The 24,169-nt window shown below is 47.3% G+C and carries 20 protein-coding genes and 1 tRNA gene; 15 read left to right on the top strand and 6 right to left on the bottom strand.

Annotation, left to right across the window (positions count from 1 at the left end):
• The 3 genes from D469_RS20280 to D469_RS0112135 all read right to left on the bottom strand — a co-directional run.
• Positions 1-172 (bottom strand): helix-turn-helix domain-containing protein (locus D469_RS20280; RefSeq protein WP_018923665.1); only part of this gene is annotated, 172 nt, incomplete at its 3' end.
• Positions 173-319: 147 nt separating this feature from the next.
• A complete protein-coding gene (locus D469_RS0112140; RefSeq protein ID WP_083910799.1) occupies positions 320-1,291 on the bottom strand; it encodes a selenium metabolism-associated LysR family transcriptional regulator in 972 nt (323 codons plus the stop codon).
• Between the two features lie 174 nt (positions 1,292-1,465).
• On the bottom strand, positions 1,466-2,605 hold the full coding sequence (locus tag D469_RS0112135) for a YeiH family protein (RefSeq protein WP_018923663.1): 1,140 nt from the start codon (positions 2,603-2,605) through the stop codon (positions 1,466-1,468).
• A gap of 1,293 nt (positions 2,606-3,898) precedes the next feature.
• On the opposite strand from D469_RS0112135, the gene D469_RS0112125 reads away from it, so the two are divergent.
• The 6 genes from D469_RS0112125 to tsaD all read left to right on the top strand — a co-directional run bounded on the left by D469_RS0112125 (position 3,899) and on the right by tsaD (position 8,148).
• Positions 3,899-3,975, top strand: a tRNA-Met gene (locus D469_RS0112125).
• A gap of 547 nt (positions 3,976-4,522) precedes the next feature.
• Entirely contained in the window at positions 4,523-5,515 is a 993-nt protein-coding gene (thiL, locus tag D469_RS0112120) for a thiamine-phosphate kinase (protein WP_018923662.1), read from the top strand.
• Positions 5,502-5,963 (top strand): tRNA (adenosine(37)-N6)-threonylcarbamoyltransferase complex ATPase subunit type 1 TsaE, encoded by a 462-nt coding sequence (gene tsaE / locus D469_RS0112115; RefSeq protein WP_018923661.1) that lies wholly within the window; start codon positions 5,502-5,504, stop codon positions 5,961-5,963. The genes thiL and tsaE overlap by 14 nt, the downstream gene beginning before the upstream one ends.
• A complete protein-coding gene (gene tsaB / locus D469_RS0112110) occupies positions 5,960-6,664 on the top strand; it encodes a tRNA (adenosine(37)-N6)-threonylcarbamoyltransferase complex dimerization subunit type 1 TsaB (protein WP_018923660.1) in 705 nt (234 codons plus the stop codon). The genes tsaE and tsaB overlap by 4 nt, the downstream gene beginning before the upstream one ends.
• Before the next feature lie 4 nt (positions 6,665-6,668).
• On the top strand, positions 6,669-7,181 hold the full coding sequence (gene rimI, locus D469_RS0112105; protein ID WP_338053735.1) for a ribosomal protein S18-alanine N-acetyltransferase: 513 nt from the start codon (positions 6,669-6,671) through the stop codon (positions 7,179-7,181).
• Positions 7,123-8,148, top strand: coding sequence for a tRNA (adenosine(37)-N6)-threonylcarbamoyltransferase complex transferase subunit TsaD (gene tsaD / locus D469_RS0112100; protein WP_026286221.1), 1,026 nt, complete (start codon positions 7,123-7,125; stop codon positions 8,146-8,148). Before rimI ends, tsaD begins: the two co-directional genes overlap by 59 nt.
• A 1,533-nt stretch (positions 8,149-9,681) precedes the next feature.
• Here tsaD and D469_RS0112090 read toward each other — a convergent pair.
• The gene (locus D469_RS0112090; RefSeq protein ID WP_018923656.1) at positions 9,682-11,661 is read right to left on the bottom strand and encodes an ABC-F family ATP-binding cassette domain-containing protein; all 1,980 of its coding nucleotides are present in this window, start codon (positions 11,659-11,661) and stop codon (positions 9,682-9,684) included.
• Between the two features lie 374 nt (positions 11,662-12,035).
• Between D469_RS0112090 and D469_RS0112085 the strand changes: the two genes are divergently transcribed.
• The 4 genes from D469_RS0112085 to D469_RS0112065 all read left to right on the top strand — a co-directional run bounded on the left by D469_RS0112085 (position 12,036) and on the right by D469_RS0112065 (position 15,801).
• On the top strand, positions 12,036-12,683 hold the full coding sequence (locus D469_RS0112085; protein WP_018923655.1) for a redox-sensing transcriptional repressor Rex: 648 nt from the start codon (positions 12,036-12,038) through the stop codon (positions 12,681-12,683).
• 22 nt (positions 12,684-12,705) lie between these two features.
• Positions 12,706-12,906, top strand: a complete 201-nt coding sequence (locus tag D469_RS0112080; protein ID WP_018923654.1) for a twin-arginine translocase TatA/TatE family subunit — start codon at positions 12,706-12,708, stop codon at positions 12,904-12,906.
• Positions 12,907-12,918: 12 nt separating this feature from the next.
• The gene (tatC, locus tag D469_RS0112075; RefSeq protein ID WP_018923653.1) at positions 12,919-13,695 is read left to right on the top strand and encodes a twin-arginine translocase subunit TatC; all 777 of its coding nucleotides are present in this window, start codon (positions 12,919-12,921) and stop codon (positions 13,693-13,695) included.
• Positions 13,696-14,370: 675 nt separating this feature from the next.
• A complete protein-coding gene (locus D469_RS0112065; protein ID WP_018923651.1) occupies positions 14,371-15,801 on the top strand; it encodes an MDR family MFS transporter in 1,431 nt (476 codons plus the stop codon).
• A 417-nt stretch (positions 15,802-16,218) separates the two neighbouring features.
• On the opposite strand, the gene D469_RS0112060 is transcribed toward D469_RS0112065, so the two are convergent.
• Together D469_RS0112060 and D469_RS0112055 are read right to left on the bottom strand one after the other, a co-directional pair.
• Positions 16,219-16,422 (bottom strand): YdiK family protein, encoded by a 204-nt coding sequence (locus D469_RS0112060; RefSeq protein WP_018923650.1) that lies wholly within the window; start codon positions 16,420-16,422, stop codon positions 16,219-16,221.
• Positions 16,422-17,123, bottom strand: a complete 702-nt coding sequence (locus tag D469_RS0112055) for a CPBP family intramembrane glutamic endopeptidase (RefSeq protein WP_018923649.1) — start codon at positions 17,121-17,123, stop codon at positions 16,422-16,424. Before D469_RS0112055 ends, D469_RS0112060 begins: the two co-directional genes overlap by 1 nt.
• A gap of 344 nt (positions 17,124-17,467) precedes the next feature.
• Between D469_RS0112055 and groES the strand changes: the two genes are divergently transcribed.
• The 5 genes from groES to D469_RS21215 all read left to right on the top strand — a co-directional run bounded on the left by groES (position 17,468) and on the right by D469_RS21215 (position 23,696).
• A complete protein-coding gene (groES, locus tag D469_RS0112050; RefSeq protein ID WP_018923648.1) occupies positions 17,468-17,752 on the top strand; it encodes a co-chaperone GroES in 285 nt (94 codons plus the stop codon).
• A gap of 52 nt (positions 17,753-17,804) precedes the next feature.
• Positions 17,805-19,454 carry a chaperonin GroEL gene (gene groL / locus D469_RS0112045; RefSeq protein WP_018923647.1) on the top strand — a complete coding sequence of 550 codons (1,650 nt, stop codon included), beginning with the start codon at positions 17,805-17,807 and terminating at the stop codon, positions 19,452-19,454.
• A 560-nt stretch (positions 19,455-20,014) separates the two neighbouring features.
• A complete protein-coding gene (locus D469_RS0112040; protein ID WP_018923646.1) occupies positions 20,015-21,106 on the top strand; it encodes an NAD(P)-dependent alcohol dehydrogenase in 1,092 nt (363 codons plus the stop codon).
• A 471-nt stretch (positions 21,107-21,577) separates the two neighbouring features.
• The gene (gene gdhA, locus D469_RS0112035) at positions 21,578-22,960 is read left to right on the top strand and encodes an NADP-specific glutamate dehydrogenase (protein ID WP_018923645.1); all 1,383 of its coding nucleotides are present in this window, start codon (positions 21,578-21,580) and stop codon (positions 22,958-22,960) included.
• Positions 22,961-23,327: 367 nt separating this feature from the next.
• Positions 23,328-23,696 (top strand): hypothetical protein, encoded by a 369-nt coding sequence (locus D469_RS21215; protein ID WP_018923644.1) that lies wholly within the window; start codon positions 23,328-23,330, stop codon positions 23,694-23,696.
• Positions 23,697-24,169: the final 473 nt, after the last annotated feature.

The following is a 24,169-nucleotide window of genomic DNA, read 5'->3' as shown; positions in this document are numbered from 1 at the left end:
GAGCTAGTCTGTGATTTTCACCCTCTCGATACCATCTCATCCATGTTTTGATCTGAGTTTTACTTTTGATACCGAACTTCTCCATAATTTCTCGATTCGTCCATTCACCGGACAATTTCAAACGAATCACTTCTTGTTTAACTTCTTCAGGATAAAACTGTTTTTTACCCATAAAGAAAAACACCTCCTAAAATGTCGATTTAATACTACATACGACTTAGGGGGTGTTTTTTCCTGTCTCATATTATTGGGTCACTCTAATGAAATGCAGGCCTCTTTAAAAGTGAAAGTGGCAGGGTGATTGGTTACAGATGTTCTATTAATGCCATCCTCCTGGCAACTTGGGAGTGGTAAATTTGTTTTCCATAACAATATCAAAAAAGCTTTGAGAAATAAGAGATAACGTTTTGTTCTTTTTATATACTAAATAAAATTGGCGACCCAAAGTAACGTCCTCTATAGGGAAAGTTTGGAAAATGTTAGCATTAAGTTCTTTGCGGATCGCACTTTTAGAAAGAATAGAAACGCCAATACCAGATTCCACAGCCGTTTTTACCGATTCGGTACTACCTAACTCCAGCACAATATTTAACTTTTCTGGTGGAATGCCAAGCTCTTTTAAGTGGTTTTGAATGACCGTTCGTGTTCCTGATCCCTCTTCCCGCATGACAATCGGTACAGAAGTGAGTTCTTTAAGTAAGATAGCGTCCCGGTCTTCTGAAAAGTAATTACAATGAGAGAATAAAACTAACTCATCATCCATAAACGGTTCAATATTAAGGGCAGGTTCTCTTAACTCCGCTTCTATTAAACCAATTTCTAGTTCTCCGTTTTTTATCATATTTACGATATGCTGGCTGTTTGTAATGTCTGTTTTTAAATTTACATACGAGAACCTGGATTTGAAATTGTGCAACAGCATAGGGAGAACACTTTCACCGATCGTTAAGCTGCTTGCTACAAACAAGGTCCCTTGCAGCTCGTCTTCTAAACTGGCGAGTTTGTTTTTAGCCTGCACTTGCAAGTCCAAAATCTGTTGGGCGTATTCCAGTAACATTTCGCCGGCTGGAGTGACCTCAACGGATTTTTTTGTTCTGATAAATAAAGAAGTGTTTAATTCGCTTTCTAGTGCTTTAATTTGAGAGGTAATGGTAGGTTGAGATACGTATAAAATACGGGCGGCTTCAGAAAAGCTTTTTTTTTGAGCTACAGTTATAAAAGAATGTAATTGATCATTGTTCATTTCTTTCACCTTTTCTTTAGCGCAGTATGCAGTGATTTGATTAAACATGTTCTGACCCTAGGTGCAAGCATAATGGTTGGTTGAAGACAAGAGCAACCCTTGAAAAATAACAAGCTGTTAAGCAGCTATTCTTCGAGGGAAAGCCTTTAATATTTATTTGTGGATGCCCTTTCATTATACACAATATTCAGAAGAAAAGGCTAAAAGATTTTTAGGAATGAACTAGTAATCAATCAACCCTCCTAAGATATACACCATCAATACACTGATCAACGTAACGGTTAAGGCTGCGGCCATGCCGACATAAAACGGCTTGATGCCATGATTTTTAAAGAGGCGCAGGTTGGTGGACAGGCCGACTGCTGCCATCGCAATTCCTAAGAAATAGGTGGATCCGATCGTACTTAAACTATCAGCCAATGTTTGCCATTGTTCAGGCGAGAAGAGGCCGAACGCCAATTGGTTTTCTTCCACTCCGGAATCCCCGATCGTGCGCACGCCAGCCATTAGTAAAAAGCCGATGACAAACAGCGGAATTAGTTGGTACCATTTTTTTACGTTGCTCCCCTGGCCGGTGACGCGGCCGCTTTTCTTTATATAATAATAGGAAAGGATCGGTACAGCCGCGATTAAAAGGGTGTTTCGTGTTAATTTGGATATGGTTGCAATATCAACAACTTGGTTCATTTGAAACATTTGATCATAAATCAGTGACGCACCGGCAACTTGAGCGGTCTCATGGATAGAGGTGCCGAGGAAAAGTCCGGCACGAACAGGATCATCCGCAAACAATAAATGAGCCAAGTAGGGGTATAAAAACATTGCCAATATTCCGAAAATAGTTATGTTACCGACGGCGTAAGCGATCTCTTCATCGTTTGCTTTAATGCCCGGTGCCGTTCCGACAATAGCGGTAACACCACAGATGCCGGTTCCTACTGCAGTTAATGTGCCAAGGCGGTGGGATTGCTGCATTTTTGTCGTAATCCACAAGGTGACCATGACACCTGTTACTACACAGATAAGAATAATTGGGATCCCCCATGCTCCGAGGGTAATAACATCTAAAAAACTAAGGCGAATCCCAAGCAGAATGATGCCCAACTTCAGGACAACTTTCACTGAGAAATTGACTCCATCTTTAAAAGCTTCATGCAGTCCTAAGAAGTTACGAATAATAAGCCCGGCGATGATCGCGATAAAGATGGAAGAGATTGGGCTGCTGCCATCCTGAGGCAAGCCTTGAAGCTGATTGATCCATGCGCCGAGGACGTCCGCAGCAAACATGGCTCCCATCATCACAACAAAACAAAGAAGTAATCCAGGAAATATATTTAAGGATTTTTTATAAAGTGTTGTCATCTGGTGTCCCCCTTTCGAACGAAAACGCAACGTGTGATTACTTTTATAATAACGGAAGATGAAGGAGCGTGGTGATTGAGAAACGCGAAGACAATTATTAATTTATTTAATAAGCCGGCGGAAAAGCGATAAATCAGGGGATAGAGCGTACATCAACCAGATAGAATGAGGAGAAATTTAGGCCGGGGAAAGGGAGAAGGAGGCGCTGCGTAGGCAGCGCAAGAGCATGAAAGCACTGCCATAATGATGCGCTGCTGGTTGCAGCGCTGATATATAGCGATGGTGATTGGAGCGGAATAGGCGGGGTGGCGTAAGTAGGGAGGAGGCGGTGTACTTATTGGAGAAAGGACGCACTCGAGGGGAATCGCGAAACTCCAGGGCCGGGCCGAGGCACTTATGGACCGTGACGCCTTCCTGAAACTATGTCACGCCGCACTAGTCAGCCGTCACGCCACACTTAATAAGCGTGAATCCACAATAAATAGGTCTGACACCACAACTGAAAGGAGTGACGCCACAATAAATAGGTGTCACGCCACAAGTGGAAAAAGTGACGCCACTACAAATAGGCGTCACGCCACAACCCAGAGCTGTGATGCCACAATCACTGGGGCGTTCTCCTCTCCAAAGAAGTAATAAAGAACTTAAATCCAATCGGTAGCGCTGCGTAGGCAGCGCAACAGCATTTAAGCACTGCTGTAATGAAGCGCTGCGGACGCAACGCTGCTTTATAGCGATTGGGATTTGCACGGAATAGGTGGGGAGCGCGCCTTCTCCTGGAGCCACTCTGCACTGAATCGGGGTCAAATGGAGCCAATCGGCACGCCGCATGCGTGACGCCACACTCTCTCCTTTCTCTATTAATAGCACACCTGCCCAAGTCTTTTGCCCAACAAAGAAAAAAACTCACCGCAGGGGGTAAGCGGTGAGGGAAACACTGTGATTACATTTAAGAATGGAAGAAGTTTTGCAGGTTTTGATACATTGCGATGTTATCAGTGAATAGGAGGACGGGTAGAAAGATGAAAGTGGCTAATAAGGCCACGTAAGCAAGGAAGAATGCTTTTGTATAGCGTAAGGCCTTCACACTATCACGCTCCTTTCCTGATAGTTTTGAATTATCCGAATATTTATGTATATATAATGTAACAGATTTGTCACATTCGTGTAAAGGGAAAATTAAAAGAAGCTAACTAATATTCGACAAAACTTTTTTTAGGGAAAGTGTTGCGCAAATACGTTCTGTCTGTTATTATTATTTTTGTGACGTTGAAGCGCACCGTTTAATAATATCGCGGGGTAGAGCAGTCTGGAAGCTCGTCGGGCTCATAACCCGGAGGTCGGAGGTTCAAATCCTCCCCCCGCAACCATAATGTTTGCTTGATGCTACGTTGGGCATACTTCCTTGCGAAAGCATATAGGAGTACTAAGGTGCAACCATAATATTTGATCGAGACTACGTTGATATGCAACAGAGCGAGATCATATAGTAGTACTAAAGTGCAACCATAATACTTGCTTGACACTACGTCGAGTATCCATCAATGCGAAAGCATATAGTAGTACTAAGGTGCAACCAATTTATGTGACTGACACTACGGTGGAAATACTTCAGTGCGAAGGAACATAGCAGTGCCAAGGGTGCAACCATAATATTTGATCGAGACTACGTTGATAGGCAACAGATCGAGATCATATAAAAGCAATTCTTAAGCACACCAACAACGTACAACTTGAAATAATAAATATTAACATTCTACATAATTCAACCAACAACGGAACAATACCAATTGTTTCGTTTTTTTAATGCGATTTGAAACGAACGCCCTCATCAGCCAGTTGAAAAGTTTACGTGTTTTTTGCGTTTGTGCGGTACACTAGAGGAAAGATAGCAATCGGTCAAAGGAGAGAGAGACGTTGAAGGATGAGTTTTCATGGCTTAGGCGGGTGGCGCCGTCCCAATTTCATCAGGCTGGCGTCCGGGAAGGGATTGGTGACGATGCGGCGGTGCTGCAGACAGATTCGGCGTTTGAGTCGGTCGTCTGCGTTGATACGATGGTTGAAGGCGTCCACTTCACCCGCGACACGCTTTCGCTTGCCGATATAGGCTATAAAGGCTTGGCCGTGAATGTGAGCGACATCGCGGCCATGGGCGGGATACCCCTTTATTACCTCGTCTCTGCGGCGGTACCGAAGCATTGGCAGGAAAATGATCTGGTCGCACTCTACGACGGCATGCGCGCACTTGGCGACCAGCTGGAAATGGATTTAATCGGCGGCGATACTGTCTCCGCCCAAGATGCGCTCGTACTTAGCGTGACAGTTATGGGGAAAGTAGAGAAGGGGCGCGCATTCTTGCGGCGGACAGCGCAGCCGGGAGATCTCGTTTTTACGACCGGGACGCTTGGCGGCTCGGGCGGCGGCCTGGACCTGTTGCTTGCTCACACCCGGACCCATTCGTTTACGGAGGAAGAGCAACAACTCGTGCGTGCGCACCAGCGTCCGCCGATTCGCGTGCAGGAAGCAAGGACGCTCCAGCAGGTCGAGGCACGGATTGCGATGAATGATGTGAGTGACGGCATAGCCAGTGAGGCTGGTGAGATTGCGGACGCAAGCGGGGTATCTCTCGTGCTAGAAGGTGACAAGCTTCCGGCCCACCCGGCATTAAAAACGATTCACCCTCCAGAGAAAGCGCTCGACTTGGCCCTATTTGGCGGCGAAGATTTTGAACTGTGCGGCACGATGAGTGAAGATAGCCTAGAGAAAGCGCGTGCGCTCGGGCTAGAGCTTATGGTGGTCGGCCGCGTCGAGGAAGGCAGCGGTGTTTATTTAGCGCAGGAAACACGGCTGGAAGAGCTGCGCGCGAGAGGGTATAATCATTTTGGAGGAACGTCGAATGGAACGAATTGAGATAGAGACGAAAAGCGTGGAAGAGACGCTTACGCTGGGGAAGCAGCTCGGTGAGCGTTTGTTTGCCGGTGCGGTAGTTACCTTGGCAGGTGATCTCGGCGCCGGCAAGACTCATTTTGCTAAAGGGGTCGCGGCCGGGCTTGGCGTCACACGTACGGTCAACAGCCCGACGTTTACGATCGTAAAAGAATACGAGGGCCGGCTGCCGCTCTATCATCTTGATGTCTACCGGCTCAATGAAGAAGAGAGCGAAGAGCTCGGGCTGGAGGAGTATTTTGAAGGCAGCGGCGTGAGCTTGGTCGAATGGGCCGAGCGCGTGGAAGACCAGTTGCCGCGCGAGTATTTAGCAATTGACATCCGCCGCAGCGGCGAGACGGCCCGGCACTTCACTTTAACCCCGCGCGGCGAGCGCTATCTTGACTTAAGCAAGGAGCTTGAAACGTTATGAATGTGTTAGCCATAGATGCAACAACGTACGCATCTGGCGTCGCACTGGCAAGAGACGGCCAGGTGATGGCAGAGCGTACGACTATTTTGAAAAAAAACCATTCGCTACGCCTGATGCCGGCGGTGGAAGAACTGATGAATGAAGTCGGCATGAGCCCGGCGGAGTTGGACCGGATTGTCGTAGCAAAGGGCCCCGGCTCGTATACGGGGGTTCGTATTGCGGTCGGCACGGCCAAGTCATTGGCCTGGTCACTCGGCATTCCGATTGTGGGCGTCTCGAGTTTGGAAACCCTTGCCGCAAACGCCAAACTGTTTCCGGGGTGGATTTGCCCGTTTTTTGACGCGCGGAGAGGTCAGGTGTATACCGGTCTCTACCACGGTGGAGCTGCCTTGCAGTCGATCGAAGCCGACCAGATTGTGCTAATGGAAGAGTTCGCTCGGCGTTTGAAGGAGAGAGACGGATCGGTTTTCTTTCTCAGTCCGGATGTTTTGAAGCATCAGGAGGTAATTCGGGATGTGCTCGGTGAGCGGGCGCTGTTTGCGGATGAGGCGAATCTGTTTATGCGGCCGGCGGAGCTTGTTCGGCTTGGGATGGAGCGTGAGCCGGAAGTGGATACACATGCGTTTGCGCCGGCGTATGTGCAGTTGGCGGAAGCGGAGAAAAAGTGGCTGGCGAGCCAGGCGGGTGCGGATGATGAGTAGTGATGTGCTGATTCGGTTGATGAAGGAAGAGGATATTGAGGGTGTGTTGCGGGTTGAGCATGATGCGTTTTCGTTGCCGTGGACGCGGGGGACGTTTGTGAATGAGTTGCGTTCGAATCAGTTTGCCAATTATTTGGTGGCTGAGGAAAACGGACAGATTGTTGGGTACTGCGGCATTTGGGTGATTGTTGATGATGCGCATATTACCAACATTGCTGTGCATTCGTCCAGGCGCGGGCGCAGTATTGGCGAGGCACTGCTGCGGCATGGGATGTCGCTTGCCCAGACGCTGGGGGCCAAGCAAATTAGCCTGGAAGTACGGGTTTCGAATGAGACGGCGCAGGGGCTGTACGATAAGCTCGGGTTTCAGCCGGGCGGCATTCGCAAAAAGTATTACACGGATAATTTAGAAGACGCGCTTGTGATGTGGGCGCGCTTGGAAGATGGAGGTGAGGGAGATGGCGAAGACGAGTTCTTCAGCATGGAAGACTATTTTGGCGATCGAGACAAGCTGTGATGAAACGGCAGCGGCCATCGTGCATGCCGGCACCGAAGTGTGGTCGAATGTGGTCGCCTCGCAGATCGAAAGCCATAAGCGCTTTGGCGGGGTCGTGCCGGAGATTGCGTCCAGGCATCACGTCGAGCAGATGACGATGGTGATGGAAGAAGCGCTGCGCGAAGCGGACGTTACGTGGGAAGATGTGGACGCGGTCGCAGTGACGGAAGGGCCGGGCCTTGTCGGCGCGCTTTTAGTCGGGGTGAACGCGGCAAAAGCGGCCGCCTTCGCGTGTGGTCTTCCGTTGATCCCTGTCCATCATATCGCCGGCCATATCTACGCGAATCAGTTGATTGAGCCGATTCAATATCCGGCCCTTGCGTTAATCGTCTCGGGCGGGCATACGGAATTGGTGTATGCCGCCGAAGAAGGCTCGTTTGAAATTATCGGTGAGACGCGCGATGACGCGGTCGGCGAAGCGTATGACAAAGTGGCGCGCACGCTCGGGCTTCCGTACCCAGGCGGGCCGGCTGTGGATAAATTGGCGGCTGAAGGTGAAGCCTCGATTGACATGCCCCGCGCCTGGCTGGAGCAGGGCTCATATGATTTCAGTTTCAGCGGTTTGAAGTCGGCGGTGATCAACAAGCTCCACAATGCTTCGCAAAAAGGGGAGACATTGGAGGCGGCCGACGTGGCGGCGAGCTTTCAAGGTAGCGTCATTGACGTGCTCGTGACCAAAACAGTGGCGGCCGCTCGCGAATATGAAGTCGAGCACGTGCTTGTGGCCGGTGGTGTCGCGGCGAACCGTGGCTTGCGCGCGGAAGTAGAGCGCGCGATGGGAGAGGAAGGCCTGAAACTGACGATCCCACCGCTCAAATATTGCACCGACAACGCAGCAATGATCGGCGCCGCAGCGTACGTCGCCGGCAAAGAAGGCCGCCAAGCCGACATGGCACTAAACGCGAACCCGAGTTTGCCGTTGTATTAGTGATTTTTCGGTGTTTGCCCCTCAGCGCGGTGAAGCGATAAAGAATATATAGAGCAAATGTCCTGTGGAGCGGTCAGCTCTGCGGGATTTCTTTTTTTCAGAGAGAATTGGTTATGGTGGGAAGCGGAATGGCGTCGCCACAACGAATTGAGTGACGCCACAACAAACGAATGCCACGCCACATCCTTTCAGCGTCATGCCACAACTGGCAGTGTAGACGCCACAACAAAAGGGCATGACGCAACAATACATCCGGTTCACGCCACAAGGTGTATTCGGCACGCCACAACCAATAAAGCAGACTACATACAAAGGAACATGATGAACAGCCAACCAGCCGCAATATTGGCCTGCTTTACGCGGTGAACCTACTTCGTTGCGTAGTGAAGAGACAGGCTTGCACAGTGGCGTCTTCTGTGTGCGCAGTGACCCTGTTTGGTTGCACAGTGTACGAGTGTTCTTGCGCAGTGTACCCTCTCGGATGCACAGTGCCCCCAACCGATCAAATGGAAACGGGTGTACAAAACATTAAAAGGAGGCGCTGCGTCCGCAGCGCTTCCAAATGCATTTGAATTTATCAACAGTCTCAAGAGAAGCATCCTGATACCTGTGGAAGTAGTCCACAGGCACAAAGGCCACTGTTCTCCTTTGTGGTGTCCAAAGAAAATAAACATATATATTCGTCCCTGTGGACAAACCAGATCAGAAATCAAAATTGTATGAATACTCTACCTGCTAAAACTCTATGATGACAAGGGTTGTAAACTGCATCAGCACATAACTATCCCCATCCACAGTTACTCACATACTTGTGGACAGTGTGAAAAAACGACAATTTTCCCCGTTCACAAGCTCTCAAGTTGTTAACAAAAAATCTGTGGATAAGTAGGTCGTTCTGTGTATAAACCCCAAACACATTGAAAAATAACGGTTTTTAGTGTGTATAACTCTGTGTATAGTGTGGATAAGAACAAACGTTTCACCAAAAAACCATTGACAAAAAGAAAAGCGTAGGGCGCCTGAACATTGGCGAAGGGCCCTTCTTCACCACCGAGGAGGCTGTTGCCGCCGCAGTGTGGGGAAAAGGGATCACAAGCCAATGGCGCCCGTAGCTAGACAGAAAAGCGGAGCGGGATCGTTTAACGACGCAGAGCTCTTCTCTCCCACCGAGGAGGCTGTTGCCGCCGCAGTGTGGGAGAAAGAGATCTCAAGTCGTTAGCCCGCGAAGCTAGACAGAAAAGCGGAAAGCGGCGCTCAGGGGCGACAAGTTTTTCTAGAACTGCGCAGCACAGCCTGCTGTGCGGAGTTAGGACTAGAAAAAACCTCGAGCATCTAAGCGCCGTAGCTAGACAAAGAAAAGCGTAGCGGGCTCGCCTAGCGACGCTTCTTTTCTGTGAATTAGAACTTTTACTCATCATTCTCAGCTAAATACTGATCATTCTTCAAAAATCACGACTTATCCCTCGAATCTGTTGGCCGTCCGCTCGCGCATGCCGTTCCCTTCCCTATGGATAAAAAAGAAACCCTTCAGTGTTAGTCTTCCTGAAGGGTTTCCCATTCTTCCATGAGGCGTTCGATTTCGGCCTGGTTGGCTTCGATGGTGGTCTGGATGTCGGCTGCTTTTTCGTAGTCTTCCATAATGTCAGGTTGATATAGGGAGTCTTGCAGTTCGGCGGTTTCGGTTTCTAGTTGTTCGATATTGGCTTCGACTTTTTCGATGTTGCGTTGGCGTTTGCGTGCTTCGCGTTTTTGTTCTTTATCTTCAAGGAAGGCTTGTTTGTCGGCTCCGCCGCCTGCCCCTGTACCCGCACTAGCCACGGCCCCCTTGCTGCCGCCGTTCCGTGCGTTTTCTTGTGCTTCTCGTTCCGCTCGCAACGCTTCACGCTCGGCTTCTTCTTCTTTTTTCATTAAATAATAGTCATAGTCACCGATATATTCCTGCAGGCTCCCGTCCGGCTGCAGTTCGAGAATACGAGTCGCGATCCGGTTGAGAAAGTAGCGGTCATGGGAGACGAACAGCATGGTGCCGGGATACTCGGCTAGCGCCGCTTCAAGCACTTCTTTACTATCAAGGTCCAGGTGGTTGGTTGGTTCATCTAAAATTAATAGGTTCGGTTTCTCCATCATCAGTTTGGCAAGGGCGACTCTGGCGCGTTCACCACCGCTCAGGTCGGCGACGGATTTAAGGACGTCTTCGCCGCTGAAGAGGAAGTTGCCGAGAATAGTGCGGATGTCTTTCTCAAGCGTTTGTGGATGCTCGTCCCACAACTCATTTAAGACGGTTTTCTTCGGATTGAGCTGCGTTTGTTCCTGCTCGTAATAGCCGGGTGATACTTTGCTGCCATAACGGATGTCACCGCTGTCTGGCTGCAACACACCAAATAACAGCTTCAGAATCGTTGATTTGCCGGTGCCGTTCGGGCCGAGTAAAGCCGCGCGCTCACCGCGCTTCAGCTGCAGGTCAATATCTTGGATGACAGGCGCGCCCGCATCATAGGAAAACGTCAGGTCATGGACGTTTAACACTTCGTTGCCGCTCTGGCGCTCGATATCAAAGCTAAACTTCGCAGATTTTTCAGCGCCGTCTGGTTTGTCGATGCGATCCATTTTCTCAAGCTGCTTGCGCCGGGCCTGCGCTCGTTTAGAAGTAGAATCGCGCACGATATTTTTGGCGATGAAATCTTCAAGCCTGGCAATTTCCGACTGTTGCTTTTCAAACGCCTTCATTTCCTGTTCATAGCGCCGCGCCTTTTCTTCTAAATAATAGCTGTAGTTCCCGTTGAAGTTGTGGATCTTCGTGCGCGAAACTTCATATACTTTCGTAACAATTTTGTCTAAAAAGTAGCGGTCGTGGGAGACTATTAACAAGGCACCTTCATAGCTGTTCAAATAGTTTTCCAGCCACGAGAGCGTTTCAATGTCCAAATGGTTGGTCGGCTCATCCAGAATGAGTAGCTCCGGCTTCGAGAGCAGCAGTTTCCCGAGCGCAAGCCGCGTCTTCTGACCGCCGCTTAAAGCTGGAATAGGCGTATCATAAGAAAAGTGGCCAAAATTCAAGCCGGACAAAATGGTACGGATATTGGCTTCATACTGATAGCCGCCTTTTTGCTCAAACGTATGCTGCAACGTGTCATAGTCAGCCAGCACCTTTTCATACACCGGAGGGTCATTAAACACATCCGGGTCAGCCATTTTTTCTTCCAGCTTGCGAATACGCTTTTCCATTTTAATCACATCTTCATACACACCAAGCATCTCTTCATAAATCGTACGCTCAGATTCCAGCCCGGTATCCTGGGCCAGATAGCCCATCTTCGACTCTTTCGGCATAATAATCTCGCCCGAATCATACGGCAGATAACCACCAATAATCTTAAGCAACGTCGACTTCCCACTGCCATTGCGCCCAACCAGCGCCACCCGTTCCTTCGCCTTCACTTCTAGTTTCACTTGATCCAGAATCGTTTCTGCCCCGAACGATTTCGTGACATTTGCAATTTGTAAAGCAATCATGACGCATACATCCTTATTTATTGGCCTTTACGTTCCAAAGCCTGATTTGATAAAAAGTTCAGTTTCGCTTATGTTAATAAGTAGACTACACTCGTCCTCCCGTGGCCGGCAGCACTCTGTTGCGCGACGCTTGGCTGAGGAGAGGGACAGAGCTTGAGAGAAAAGAATCTTTCTCTAGTTTACATGATTTACGCGCAAGGAAAAACAGAAGCAGAAAAATGGCAGCTTTGTGAACAGACACACAGAAAATGTTTCTGCCTATTCTTTATGGGTCTTCATCATGTATAATGAAGTCATACGGACTAGACGTACACGCACACACTTTAGTTTTCAAGATAGACGTCATTTCATTTGTGGATGGGTTGGATGTTGAGATGAAAATCGATCAGCAAAAGATTCCGCAAGCGACAGCGAAACGCCTGCCGTTATACTATCGGTTCCTCGAGAACTTACATGCGTCGGGAAAAGAACGCGTATCTTCAACAGAATTAAGTGATGCCGTTAAGGTCGACTCTGCTACGATTCGACGTGATTTTTCCTATTTCGGCGCGCTTGGCAAAAAGGGGTATGGTTATAACGTCTTGTATCTGTTATCCTTTTTTCGAAAGGCATTGGACCAAGATGAAATAACGAAGGTCATTCTCGTTGGGGTGGGTAATTTGGGAACAGCGCTTCTCAATTACAACTTTTCCAAGAACAACAATGCAATGATCGTAAACGCCTTTGATATTCGCGAAGAGTTAATCGGGAAAGAAATTGGCGGCGTTCAAATTGAGCATTTGGACCACCTGCAAGAAGAAATGGATAATGATGCAGAAGTAGCCATCTTGACGGTTCCCGCTGCGAAAGCGCAAGGACTGGCGGACAGGCTTGTAGAGAGCGGAATTAAAGGCATTTTAAATTTCACTCCAGCAAGGATTTCGGTACCGCCGCAGGTGCGGATGCATCATATTGACTTATCGGTAGAACTGCAGTCGCTTGTTTATTTTATGAGAAATTATCCTCTCGAAGAGGACGAATAATTTGGAGCAGGAGGTGGAAGGTATGCCAACATTAGGACCAGGAAGTATTGCTCTTTTAGTCATTGTGGCCCTGCTCATTTTTGGCCCAAAGAAGCTGCCAGAACTTGGACGAGCAGCAGGGAATACATTGCGGGAATTTAAGAGTGCCACCAAGAACCTTGTGGATGACGATGAGACCACAGATAAACAAAAAAACCAAAATAAGCAGGATCATCACGGATAGGGGCTACGTTCGATGCAACAAAAGGATATGTCCTTCGTCGACCATATTGGTGAACTGAGAAAACGGCTGATCATTGTGGCTGCTTGGATGCTGGCCGCGATGATTGCCGGTTTTTTTCTTGCGCCATTTATGATCAGTTACTTACAAGATATCCCGCAAGCGGAAGAGTTCCCGATGAACGCGTTTAATTTAACAGACCCGCTTAAGGTGTATGTGAATTTCGCGTTTTTCACCGGACTAATCATGATCTTCCCGATTATTTTATATCAAATCTGGGCCTTTATCAGCCCGGGCTTGCTGGAAAAAGAACGCAAAATCACACTCGCTTATATACCAATCGCAGTCATTTTATTTTTGATCGGACTCTCATTTTCATTTTTCATCTTGTTCCCGTTTGTAATCGATTTTCTCAGCAACTTAGCTGACCAACTCGGCATTACCGAACAATACGGGGTCAATGAATATTTCGCTTTCTTATTCCAACTCACGGTTCCTTTTGGATTTTTATTCCAACTTCCGGTCGTGATCATGTTCTTAACCCGACTCGGACTCGTAACCCCGGACTTTCTGAGCCGAATTCGCAAATACGCATATTTCGTTCTGCTCCTAATTGCCGGTTTTATCACGCCACCCGAGATCGTCTCACACCTGATGGTCACCGTGCCGCTCTTGCTTTTATATGAAATCAGCATCATCATCTCCCGCTTAACGTACAAGCGCATGCTAAAAGAAGAAGAAAAGCGGCAGCAGGAATTAATCGAAAGCGAACAGAATCAGGATGAGTCATAAAGAAACGCCTCACCCTCTCTTTCAGTGGAGAAGGGCGGGGCGTTTTTTATGCGAGGGATAGGAATGGAACTTGAGCATATTGTGAATCAAATGAGCGCTTCGCCAAAAAGCGTAAGCAAATTGTATGGCGATCCGCTGACCAAACTGAGTAGTTAGCCGAGAATGATTAGTATTTCCTGGAGAATGATTAGTAAAGAGCCATATATTCGGAAAAGGTACCGTGTTTTAGCAAGCCCGCTTCGCTTTTCCATGTCTAGCTACGGGCGCCATTGGCTTGAGATCCCTTTTCCCCGCCCTGCGGCGGCCACAGCCTCCTCGGCGGTGAAGAAGGGCTCTTCGCCAATGTTCAGGCGCCCTCCGCTTTTCTGTTCAGCTTCAAGCGGCAGGGGCTCGAGGTCATAAGCCGTTCGCCTTCAAAGTCAAAAAGCGACTTTGGCGCCGCACGTCTTATGCTTGTCGCCCCTGAGCGCCGCTTTCCGCTTTTCTGTCCAGCTTCGCGGGCTACCGACTTGAGATCCCTTTTCCCCACACTGCGGCGGCCACAGCCTCCTCGGTGGGAGAGAAGGGCTCTGCGTCGCTGAGCAAGCCCGCTCCGCTTTTCTAATGGGCGTGGGATTTATACTCATGATATAGTAGAAAAAGAGTCTTTCGTTAAACGAAATGGTGGGATAGAGTATGGGTCGTATTCCAAATAAATGGGTCGTTGTAGTTGCGCTTCTATTAGGAACTTTTACGTTAATTTTAAATAATAGTATGTTAAATCCGGCTGTGCCGCATATGATGGAGATTTTTGATGCGGATGCGGTAGCGGCCGGCTGGGTGATTACGATATTTATGGTAACGATGGGCATGGTGATGCCGGTCACAGGTTATTTAGGTGATAGATTTGGCAAGAAAAAACTTTACTTAATTGGCCTCTGTTTATTTGTGCTGGGCTCTTTGCTTGGCAGCATGTCCTGGAGTCTAAGTTCGCTTATTTTATTCCGTGGGCTGCAAGGTATTGGCGGGGGCATTATGATGCCGCTTTCGATGGCGCTGATTTTTGCAGCATTTCCGCGTGAAGAACGCGGGCTTGCGACTGGTACATGGGGGGTTGCTGCTATGGTGGCGCCTGCGATCGGCCCTACGCTTGGCGGCGTGATTTTGGAATTATCCAGCTGGCATTATATCTTTTTGATCAATGTGCCGCTCGGTTTAATAGCCCTGGGCTTTGCCGCCTATTATTTGCGCGAAGTGGAGACGAACCCTTCCATCCGTTTTGACCGCTATGGATTTATTTTTGTCACGCTCGGGGTCGGTTCGATCTTGTTTTCATTTGGAAACATATCGGAACTCGAACACTTGCTAAATCCATTGAATATAGGCTTGATCATCTTCGGGGCTGCTTGTCTTTACATTTTCACTAAGATCGAAAATCGCGTAAAGGAACCACTATTGGATTTATCTATATTAAAAATCCCGGCCTATGCGCTTAGCATTTGGGTGACGGCGCTTTCCTCGATTGGGCTCTTTTCAGGCATCTTCCTCGTTCCGCTGCTCGTCCAGTCGGTGTATGGATATGATGCGATTATGACAGGCCTGGTATTTATTCCGTCTGCGTTGTTAACGGGGGTGTTTATGTCAATCGGTGGCCGCTTGTTAGATCGGGGCTTTGGGCCAGTACTCTTCCCAGCTGGTCTTGCGATTGCCGGTTTAGGAACGGTTGCTATGGGCTTTTTCACCTTGGAAACGGCGCTTATGTGGGTGTTTCTTCTAATGGCGGTCCGCGGCATGGGGATGGGCTGCTTTGGCATGCCGGCTACGACTGCTGGAATGAATTCCATTCCCGAACACATCATTTCTCGTGGCTCTGCCATGAACAACGTCTTTAGGCAAATGAGCTCAGCGATTGGTATCGTATTTGTATCCATCTACTTTGAAGTCCGGCGCTCGCAATTGTTTGCCGCCAATAACGGTAACGTGGAACAAGCAAATTTACAGTCTATTAATGAAGCATTTATGATCGTGGGCATACTTACGCTTCTCTCGATACCCGCCGGTTATTTCCTGGGAAAGAAAGCGAAGGAATCAAATGCGGAAATAACCGCAGCAGCAAAAAAAGAGTGAGAGTGACAGAAGAAAGATTACGCTTACGGACATCTCTTCAGCTTTGGATTGGTCAATTTAGAAAGGTTAGCGGAGCACATCTCCGTTATATTGGAAAATGCCCGCTTTTGCAATATATCGGATTCTGTGTCTATTATGCATAATAAACGAGAAAATCAGCCGCAAAACAAGTCGCGGCTGATTTTTTCATTAGTTATTTGAATCAATTTCATAATGACGTTTTATGAGCAATAAAACGAATAATCTATTGATTTTTATTTACTATACGGAATTTCAAAAGTGGCTGAAACGTAAGACAGCGACTCCCAGAGGAAAAAGCGCAGTCTGAAGACAAGCCCTCGGGAAAGCGTCCATCTGAAGTGAAGGTCACATTCATTATTTGGATTTGAACATCTTATTTTGAATGATGAAATTGATTCAATTGGATGAATTTGAATCATTGTTTGACGGCTTGCTGCGATAAAAACGCATGGCAATCATGACATCAATTGCGGCAAAGGCGGCAAATAAGAACGATAAAATGTTCCAGCCGTTCACCGCGGTGGTTTGAATGGCTAAAAAGATAAACATGACGGCAAGCACCATGTAGAGAGTGCCCATCGTTTTTGGTGATAGTTTCACTAGAACAATCCTCCGATCCAAGCGAGGATAAGTTGTATGTTTTCCTCGAGTTCTTCAAGTTCAGGGCCGATGGCTGCTAAGCTGTTCATCAACACGTGCGCCATAATAGGCACGAGAATTCGGTTTGTTTTCACATAAAGGAAAGCAAATACAAAGCCGCCGGACATATAAACGAGCAGGTGTTCAAAATCGAGATGAACCACCGCAAAAATAAGTGAGCTGATGAAGGCTGCCCAGAAGAAGTTCATCCGTTTGTAAAGCGCGCCGAAAATAACTTTTCGGAAAACGAGCTCTTCAAGAATAGGCCCGATAATAGCTACAGCAATGATAAAGTATGGAAACGATTCAATAAAGGCAAGAATCTGCTGGGTGTTTTCCGACTCTGGATCCACGCCAAATAAAGTCGTCTCAAGAATGACCGCTAAATATTGAGCAAAAACGGCCATGAAAAATCCGAGCACAATCCATAGTACTGTGCTGCCTGGTCCTGCTTTATCATCGTTTAACCGTGCTTCATGCCGGTCAGGCAAGAGCAGAAGAGAAATAATGACTAAAGCGGCAAGAAAGCTGAAAAGCGTCCAGACTACGACTGATTGAAGCTCATCATAACCAAACCCTACCATTAAAAGAGGCAGGCCAATAATACCGGAAAGGTGCATCAACACATAAACAACAATTATCCACCAATAGCGTTTGTTCAACGTCCTCGTACTCCTTGGGTGACCGTAAGCAATCAGGGCCCCTATAAGTTTTAACAAAAAATATTGTATCATAAGTGAACTTTTTGAAGCACGCAAGAGCCATTATTCAAGAGGAAAGAAGGAAATATATGTTTATGTTTGAATGTGAAGGGAATGATGGTCGGGGTGGTTAAAAAAGAGTAGGAAAAAATTGAGCGTAACCCCTTGCAAAACAAAAATGAACGTTTTATTATTATAAGTGGTATTAGCACTCATCCTACACGAGTGCTAATAAAGAAAAGTTAGGTTTGTCGTTCTGCCTCTCTGGCAGAAACGCCATAAATTACTGAAGGAGGGTGTTCATCTTGATTAAACCTCTAGGAGATCGCATTGTGATCGAACAAGTAGAACAAGAAGAAAAGACAGCCAGCGGTATTGTTCTTCCAGATTCCGCCAAAGAAAAGCCGCAAGAAGGAAAGATTGTTGCGGTTGGCAGTGGACGTGTTACCGATAACGGCGAACGCGTAGCGCCAGAAGTGAACGAAGGAGACAACGTCATTTTTTCTAAGTATGCAGGTACTGAAGTAAAGTATGAAGGAAATGACTATCTCATCTTGCGCGAAAGCGACGTACTAGCAGTTATTGGGTAAGCGGACTGACGCTATTGCCCTACATACTACTTATATAGGAGGCTGAGAACACATGGCTAAAGATATTAAGTTTAGTGAAGACGCACGCCGTTCCCTTATGCGCGGTGTAGACGAACTTGCAAACGCTGTGAAAGTTACACTCGGACCAAAAGGACGTAACGTCGTTCTAGAAAAGAAATTCGGTTCCCCGCTTATCACCAATGACGGTGTTACCATTGCAAAGGAAATCGAATTAGAAGACAACTTCGAAAACATGGGCGCACAGCTCGTATCCGAAGTTGCAAGCAAAACAAACGACATCGCAGGTGACGGTACAACCACGGCAACCGTCCTAGCCCAGGCGATGATCGCTGAAGGTCTTAAAAACGTAGCTTCCGGCGCGAATCCAATGGGTATCCGCCGCGGTATTGAGCAAGCAACTTCTGTTGCAGTTGAAGAGCTTGAGAAAATTTCAAAGCCAATCGAAGGTCGCGAATCCATCACTCAAGTTGCTTCCATCTCAGCTGCTGACGATGAAGTTGGCCAAATCATTGCTGAAGCAATGGAGCGCGTTGGTAACGACGGCGTTATCACAGTGGAAGAATCCAAAGGCTTTGCAACTGAGCTTGAAGTCGTAGAAGGTATGCAGTTCGACCGCGGCTATGCTTCCCCTTACATGGTGTCAGACTCTGACAAAATGGAAGCTGAGCTTGAGAATCCGTATGTGTTGATCACTGACAAGAAGATCACTAACATCCAGGAAGTTCTTCCGCTTCTTGAGCAAGTTGTTCAGCAAAACAAACCAATCCTTATCATCGCTGAAGACGTTGAAGGCGAAGCACTTGCAACACTTGTTGTGAACAAACTTCGCGGTACATTCAACGCGGTAGCAGTTAAAGCTCCTGGCTTCGGTGACCGCCGCAAAGCCATGCTTGAAGATATCGCAACGCTTACTGGCGGCCAGGTTATCACTGAAGATCTCGGCCATGACCTTAAGTCAGCATCTGTTGACATGCTCGGTCGTGCCGGCAAAGTTGTTGTTACAAAAGACAACACGACAATGGTTGAAGGTGCTGGTGACCCAAGCGAAATCTCCAACCGCGTTGCTCACCTTAAAGGCCAAATCGAAGAAACAACTTCTGACTTCGACCGTGAAAAGCTACAAGAACGTCTTGCTAAGCTTGCAGGCGGCGTAGCAGTCGTTAAAGTTGGTGCTGCTTCTGAAACAGAAATGAAAGAGCGCAAACTTCGTATCGAAGACGCCCTCAACTCCACACGCGCTGCGGTTGAAGAAGGTATCGTAGCTGGCGGTGGAACAGCTCTAGTGAACGTATACAAAGCCGTGAAGAGCCTTGAAGAGCAAACAGAAGGCGACGAAGCGACTGGTATCAGCATCGTAGCTCGCGCACTAGAAGAGCCAGTACGTCAAATCGCTCACAACGCAGGCCTTGAAGGGTCCATCATCGTTGAGCGCTTGAAAGGCGAAGAGCCAGGCCAAGGTTTCAACGCAGCCACTGGCGACTGGGTTGACATGATCGCAAAAGGTATCGTAGACCCAACCAAAGTAACTCGCTATGCCCTACAGCACGCATCTTCCGTATCTGCAATGTTCCTCACAACCGAAGCAGTTGTAGCGGACAATCCAGAAGAAGATGGCGGCGCTGGTGCTGCACCTGACATGGGCGGCATGGGCGGAATGGGTGGCATGGGCGGCATGATGTAATGAGAAAAGCGTAAGCGCCTTGGCGAGCGACAGGTACTGGAAGGACTTTGATAGAAGCCGCTTTTTGGCTTCAGAAAAGGCCTAAAGTGATCCCGAACTCGTAGAGACGCTGGAGCTGGACATCTGCCCCTGAAACCCAGTAAAGCCGGGGTTTATTGCCCCTTATATATTTCGGAAATGACCTGAGGGTAACAAAAAGGTAACGTTTTCTAGAATCAGGATATAAACTAGAGGTTTTCCATGAGTTCTTTGAACTTTTGGGAAGCCTCTTTTTTCATTACATCGTGTGGGCGTTTCTAGCGTCTACATTCCTGTTGAAAAATAAAAATTGTATTGGTTCTTTCTCCAATTTCACAAACTCCTGTTTATATTTCCCGCCGTTTTCTCCACTCTCTGGTTCTTCAACCAGTTCCCACAAAAGATGTCTGCAAAAGTGCATTAATTTTTATATGTACATAAACATCCATAAAATGAAAAAAATAAAAGAGTGTTTGGAGGCAAGGTGTTTTTGGGGCTCTCATCATGTTTTGTTAACCAATCATAAAAGGAGCTGAACGTAGTTGAAAATCAAAGCAGCTGTTACACAGAGCCAGGAAGATGAGTTCAAAATTGAAGAAGTGGAGCTTTCCGAACCGAAGACAAACGAAGTTTTAGTAAAAATTGTTGCTACTGGTGTCTGTCATACAGATGCGGTAGCCCGTGATGCCGGGCTGACTCCATACCCTGTTGTGCTGGGCCATGAAGGATCAGGGATTGTTGAGAAAACAGGTGATGGGGTAAAAACGGTGGAGTCGGGAGATCATGTTGTTTTATCGTTTGCTTACTGCGGCCACTGTGAAAACTGTCTCACAGGCCATCCAACGGTTTGTACCGATTTTAACGAATTGAATTTCGATGGAAAAATGGAGGATGAGACTCATCGTTTACAGAAGGAAGGCAACGACCTTTCCACCTTTTTCGGACAGTCTTCCTTTGGCACTTATGCGGTCGCTAATGAAAGAAACGTAGTGAAAGTGGATAAGGATGTAGATCTTGCCTTGTTAGGGCCTTTAGGCTGCGGTATTCAGACTGGCAGCGGGACAGTACTGAACCACCTGAAACCGGCGTTTGGAACCTCCCTCGTTATATACGGCGCGGGAGCAGTCGGTTTAAGTGCAGTAATGGCAGCAAAAATAACGAGCTGCAAACATATCATAGCCATTGATCTCCATGACAGCCGGCTAGACGCAGCCAAGGAATTGGGCGCTACCCACGTGATTAATGGCAAAGATGAAAATATAGAGGAACAAATCAAGGAGATAACGAATGGAGGAGCCCATTACGGGGTTGAAACAACAGGTGTGCCGTCTGTTGTTCGCCAGGGTCTTCGGACGCTTCGCCCGCTCGGGAAACTTGCAATTGTGGGGGTAACGCCGGAAGTGAGCATTCATGTGCATGAGGAAATTATGGCTGAAGGAAAAACAATGGTCGGAGTTATTGAAGGTGATGCCGTCCCTCAAGTGTTTATACCTGAGTTGGTGAAGTATTATAAGGAAGGGTTGTTTCCCTTTGATAAATTAGTGGAATTTTACGAATTCCACGATATAAACCAGGCATTCGAAGATTCAAAAAACGGAACGACAATTAAACCCGTCTTGAAAATAAGCAGCTGATAATATGTTAATGACTAACCAGGGGAAGCATTCACTTCTAAGTGGATGCTTTTTTAAGCTGGTTTCTATAAAAAAATATAAGTGACATCATCTCCCTCTATTCCTACATTAGCACCAGCATGAGCAGTACCCATTTAAACATGCTCTTCCATCAACTGGATCAACATCTACGCTACTACTATGGCGTGCAGCAGGGGCTTCTTCGCCTACTACACTTCTTCGCTCATTCCACATGGTGGTCCTGCTCTAATCATTTATTTTAACCTTCCATGTGAACCTTTAAAGTTCTAAAAACACTCATTTGGACGCGCCTGCATGAATTTCCTCTAATTTATATATTGTACCCCTTTCTTTTAGAAGATAAGATAGTAAATAGGTTTGTTAAATTTTCTGCCATTTAACATGAGAGGTGGGAACTTTCATGTTAGAAAATTTAACCAAAGTAATAACGAAGGTAAAGGGGCGGTGCCATTGAGTACTTTACAGGCAGTGAAACAAGATGAATTAGAAGTGACGCAGCAATATATAGATGAAGTGTTTGAAACGGTGATGAGGCGGAATCCGCATGAGCAGGAATTCCATCAGGCGGTAAAAGAAATATTCGATTCGCTTGTCCCGTTTTTAGCAAAGCATCCTGTCTACCGAAAAAACAATGTGCTTGAGCGGATGATTGAACCAGAAAGGATGCTTACCTTTAGTGTTCCCTGGATGGATGACGAGGGCAACGTTAAGGTGAACCGTGGGTACCGCGTGCAGTTTAACAGTGCGCTAGGACCGTATAAAGGCGGCCTTCGTTTTCACCCTTCTGTTTCTGCAAGCATCATTAAGTTTTTAGGGTTTGAACAAATCTTTAAAAATTCCCTTACCGGTCAGCCTATTGGTGGCGGAAAAGGGGGAGCTGACTTTGATCCAAAGGGGAAATCTGATGCAGAAATCATGAGATTTACTCAAAGCTTCATGACGGAATTGTCAAAGCATATCGGGCCGGACACAGACGTTCCTGCTGGCGACATTGGTGTTGGAGCGCGGGAAATCGGCTATATGTTCGGCCAGTATAAAAAGTTGCGCGGCGCGAATGAAGCAGGGGTACTAACAGGAAAAGGGCTCGATTATGGCGGAAGTTTAGCCCGAAAAGAAGCGACAGGATATGGAGCGGTATATTTTGTTGAGGAAATGTTGAAAGATCAAGGATTAACCTTTGAGGATAAAACGGTCGTTGTCTCCGGCTCAGGAAATGTTTCTATTTATGCAATGGAGAAAGCTCAAGAATTAGGGGCAATAGTAGTTGCCTGTAGTGATTCAAGCGGATATATTTATGACGAAAAAGGAATTGACCTTGAGATCGTTAAAAGTTTGAAAGAAGAACAGAGCAAAAGAATAAGCGAATACTTGAATGAAAGGCCGGAAGCTGAATTTTACGAAGGGGGCCACGGGATTTGGACCGTTCCATGTGAGATCGCTTTGCCATGTGCCACTCAAAATGAACTGGATGAGACCTCGGCTGACGTTCTGATTAGTAATGGGGTCATCGCAGTAGGTGAAGGGGCTAATATGCCTTCCACCCTCGAAGCGATTGAAGTCTTTTTAAAGAATGGCGTTCTGTTTGGTCCGGCAAAAGCGGTCAATGCAGGTGGAGTTGCGGTTTCCGCGTTGGAGATGGCCCAAAACAGCGGGCGCCTGTCATGGTCGTTTGAAGAGGTGGATGATAAGCTGAAAGAGATCATGAAAGACATCTATAAGACGTCCATGGAAGCGTCCGAAAAATACGGATACTCCGGCAACTTGGTCGTTGGGGCCAACATAGCAGGCTTTAAAAAAGTGGCCGATGCTATGATTGCCCAAGGAGTTATATAAGAAAGCTTTTTTATACCCATGGAAGTGTAATTGAAGTAGCAATGTAGGGTTTCCGGATACAGTTTTAGACGAAATACCCTGTGCTTCTGTTAAGTTAACACCGAATGCAAAGGAAGCTGAACCCGGTTTAGTTGAATTTATTAATTCATCTGCTTCAGATAAACAAAGAAGAGGCTTTCCAGAAGTCAAGTAACCTTGTGGAAGCCTCTTCTTTTATGCTTTTAGAAAGGTATATGAGAAATGGAATCTAAACCATTTAAAAAACTCGCCGAAAATGGGAGTTTTGGCTGATAAAGTGATCAAGGCTGGTCAGGCTGAGAAAACAGACTGTTTCTCTCCTTCACAATTGCTGATACTCACCTGAAAGGTGGCCACGAAGGGTTTTGCCCATGGTGATGGTGTCCGTGATGCGGTCCGTGATGGTGCCAGGGGTGATGGTGTCCATGATGCGGTCCATGATGGTGCCAGGGGTGATGGTGCCCCGGGTGATGGTGTCCATGATGCGGTCCGTGATGATGCCCCGGGTGATGGTGTCCATGGTGCGGTCCATGATGGTGCCAGGGGTGATGGTGCCCATGGTGATGGTGTCCATGATGCGGTCCGTGATGATGCCCCGGGTGATGGTGTCCATGGTGCGGTCCATGATGATGCCCCGGGTGGTGGTGCTTATGATGAGACCCATGAGGATGGCCGTGATGAGTCCCGTGTTGCTGTCCTGGCCATTGGCCAAATATAGTCATTTAAATCACTACTTTCTGTTGAGATAGGACATTTTATGAAAGACCTTCTCAAATTGAGCTTTTCCAGAAAAAATGGATGAGCCGCAACGTATGGGGACATTCGTCATCATACCTCTGCTTTTACCTTCTCCGCTTTAGCGTTTTCTTTTCTCCCTCCCTTTCATGGCAATGCCAATAATAAATTTTGGGCGTGTATATTAAAGGTAAATGATCTTTTGCTAGCGATAAGGTAACAAATGAAAGGAGATTCCAATCAATTTGACCCAATATTTTCATAACATACCTCCTTGTTTCTTTCCTAAAGAGTATGATGGGGTGGGTTTGTCTTAATACCGCGGCGTTGTCTTGAAAACAGGAGGGAAGCAGCCGGGTAGAGGCGCCGTACTGAAGGAACGTGACGCTGCACTTAGAACGAGCGACGCCGCACTCAAGCACCAGCAACCGCACTTAAACAAGGCCAATCGGCACG

It is taken from the genome of Salsuginibacillus kocurii DSM 18087 (assembly GCF_000377705.1).
Lineage (GTDB): Bacteria > Bacillota > Bacilli > Bacillales > Marinococcaceae > Salsuginibacillus > Salsuginibacillus kocurii.
Note: the sequence above shows the minus strand (reverse complement) of the source record. Positions and strands in the feature narration are given on the sequence as shown.